This window comes from Marinovum sp. PR37 (genome assembly GCF_028807375.1).
GTDB classification, from domain to species: domain Bacteria; phylum Pseudomonadota; class Alphaproteobacteria; order Rhodobacterales; family Rhodobacteraceae; genus Marinovum; species Marinovum algicola.
Genome location: NZ_JARAML010000061.1, coordinates 1 through 2491 on the forward strand (window position 1 = coordinate 1; position 2491 = coordinate 2491).

Annotated in this window: 2 protein-coding genes; both read right to left on the reverse strand. The window is 59.1% G+C overall.

Annotated features, from left to right (window positions below; genetic code table 11):
* Positions 1–360: 360 nt before the first annotated feature.
* The gene (locus PVW49_RS23560; protein WP_274591787.1) at positions 361–2130 is read right to left on the reverse strand and encodes a TniQ family protein; all 1770 of its coding nucleotides are present in this window, start codon (positions 2128–2130) and stop codon (positions 361–363) included.
* Positions 2131–2138: 8 nt separating this feature from the next.
* Positions 2139–2491, reverse strand: a 353-nt coding sequence (locus tag PVW49_RS23565) for a hypothetical protein (RefSeq protein WP_274591788.1), incomplete at its 5' end; no start/stop codon positions are given.

Sequence of the window (2491 nt, forward strand, 5' to 3'; positions counted from 1 at the left end):
CGCGTCAAGGACCAGCCGCTGCGGTAGAAACCGGGCGCTTACGCTTTACCTCACTCCAGCATGAGCCGTTTGTGACCCCGCATCCCCTACAGCCCTTGTAGGACACCGCGTAACCGTGCGCACTCTGCCTTAGATCATTGAAGAAAATCGTCGGTTCAAGCCCATTAGTTTGCGCACAATCCGCCCAAAGCCTTGCGCGTCTTGCCCACAATATTGCGCTTCACTCAGGCCGTTCAACGTCAGCCACCGACTGACATTTTGATACGACGAATCCGGACGGCAGTCCAGCATCCAGAAACGCCGAAAGCCGCCAAGGCATTCCTTGACGGCATACACATAGTGCGCGAGGAGGCGTGTCGGTTAGGAGGGGTGAAACGCGATCATTCGGGCAATATCACGGGTTCGGATCAGATGTCCACGAGACGATGTCCCTGCCCGCTGCGACCCAACCGAGGAGATCTCGCGATCTGCGAGGGATGCGAGCAGCTTTCGCGAGGTAGTCTTGCCTTCCTTCGCCAGGTCCGAGACCACATGGAATTCACGACGGAACCGCGAAAGCGCTTCTTCAGTAATCTGCCAGACGTGGAACGAGCCTCGCTTCCCTTTGGTCGCCTGAAGCAAGCCCTGCTCGCACCATCCGGTGACACATTCGGGTTTCCACCCCGAGAACTCGGCAACGTCTCCAGCGGTCCACGATCGGGCGCCGCCATGATCTTGAAGAAGGCGGTCGATCTCCGCCGCGTCGAAGAGCGCATCTCCGAGGCTATCACCCTCAGCGAACTTGACCGCTCGAAGCTTTTTGTCCGCTATGAGGCGATACATCTTCAGAATCGCGGTCCGATCCGTCGTCCTGCACAGGTTGATCTTGCGAAAGGCCACCATCCCATCGGCTCCGGCACTTTTAACCCGGGCCACTTGCCGGATTCCATCTATCGCAGTGCAGATGTTCTTGAGGTCGAAATTCCCATCTACGCAGGGGTGAGACGACACCCTGCACTCAGCACCGAAGAACCTTGCCTCTTCCATGAGCTCGAACGGTTTCCTTGAAACACCAAGGGTGTTCCGAACCTTTTCCTTGGTCGCAGATCGCTTCCGTTGCTCAAGGACCTCTTCGATGTCCTGTGTTCTGATGATCGTATGAAGGTGGCCCGTGCCCGATCGTCCCTGCGATCCCTTCATCTCTCCAGCACGGAGTGCCTCGACAATCCTCTCGCTGCGTATGCCCAAGATATCTCCTGCGTGGGCCGCGCTTACCCATTCTGCGCCATCCAGGTGTCGGCGAGTCTTGTAGGCGTCACCACACACGGTGCCGACGACAATGAGGCAGCGGGACAGCAATGCTTCAGCCAGTGCCCCTTTCTGGCTGAGCAGGCCACGATACCAAACGCCCAAGCGTGCGGCTGCGGTCAACCCTTCCGCGCCTGGGGCATTCCATCGCTGCACGACATGTTCGTCGAATGCGTTCGGCCAATCGAAGAGCAGCGGTTCGATGCGCGCAAGTCGAACGCGGGCCTCTTCGACGGTCTTAGGACAAGTCGCCTTGCCTTCTTTTCCAGTCCGCGCTCGAACCATGTTCGCACAGAGAAACCACACGGTGCGAGCCGTGTGCAGGCCTTCCTCGGAACCGAGGTCGATGCCGCCCGTGTGCGCCGAATGTCCCGCGATTAACTTTGCGAACTCAGCCTCGAAACCGCTGGCAGGCACGGCATTCGCATCGCCGTAGGAACTGCCGCAAAGGCAGCCCGCATACCCGTCACCGAGCAGGGTGAGATCGTCACCGCAACCGGGACACTGATCGATTAGCTGACATTCATGCTCGGCACATACCGTGACCAAGGCGTGTCGCCATTCTTTCCGTCGGGGCTGGCGCGCGGCAATACATGCAGGGCAAACCGGGTCGCGGTGCATCCGATGGAACGACCAGTCGAGGGCGGCGTCCATTGGCTGCTTGCCAGGTAGGATCTGCTCCATCGTGGCCAAGTCGAGATCGAGCTCCAAAGCCAGCCGCTCTGGCTCCTCGACTGTAGCGCGCCCGTAGGTCTGCCCGAGCGTCGTCAGGAAGCCCCTGGCCTCGGGAAAACCTTCCGCATCAGAGCGCCGCTTGAGGTAACCGAGGAGGCTTTCATTCATGCCGGGGATCATGCTGCCAATGCCTTATCGTTCGGAGTCCGGAAAGCCTCGAGTTCAAGCGAAGAATTCGGATCGGGGAGCTGTAATCCTGCGTCCCTCATGACCTTCGCGTAGGACCGCAGAAGGACGTCGTCCTGTGGTGGTTCGGCGTCGAAGATCGGAGCATAACGAGAAAGCCCTTGAAGCCGTATGTGAGCGGCCCTCCCAATATCCGGCAAAGCCATAACCTTAGTCCTTATGGCCTTCCGAATAGCAATCTCAAGCACTTCGATCACCATGCCGACGCGGCCACCAGAAGCTGCGAAGAGGCGCCGGGTCTGTCCGTCGTCAGGGATTTTGAGACAGATGGCGGCCTGATCTA

Excerpts from the sequence above, each read along its gene's own strand:
- PVW49_RS23560 (WP_274591787.1), bottom strand. The coding sequence starts at position 2,130 with ATGAATGAAAGCCTCCTCGGTTACCTCAAGCGGCGCTCTGATGCGGAA.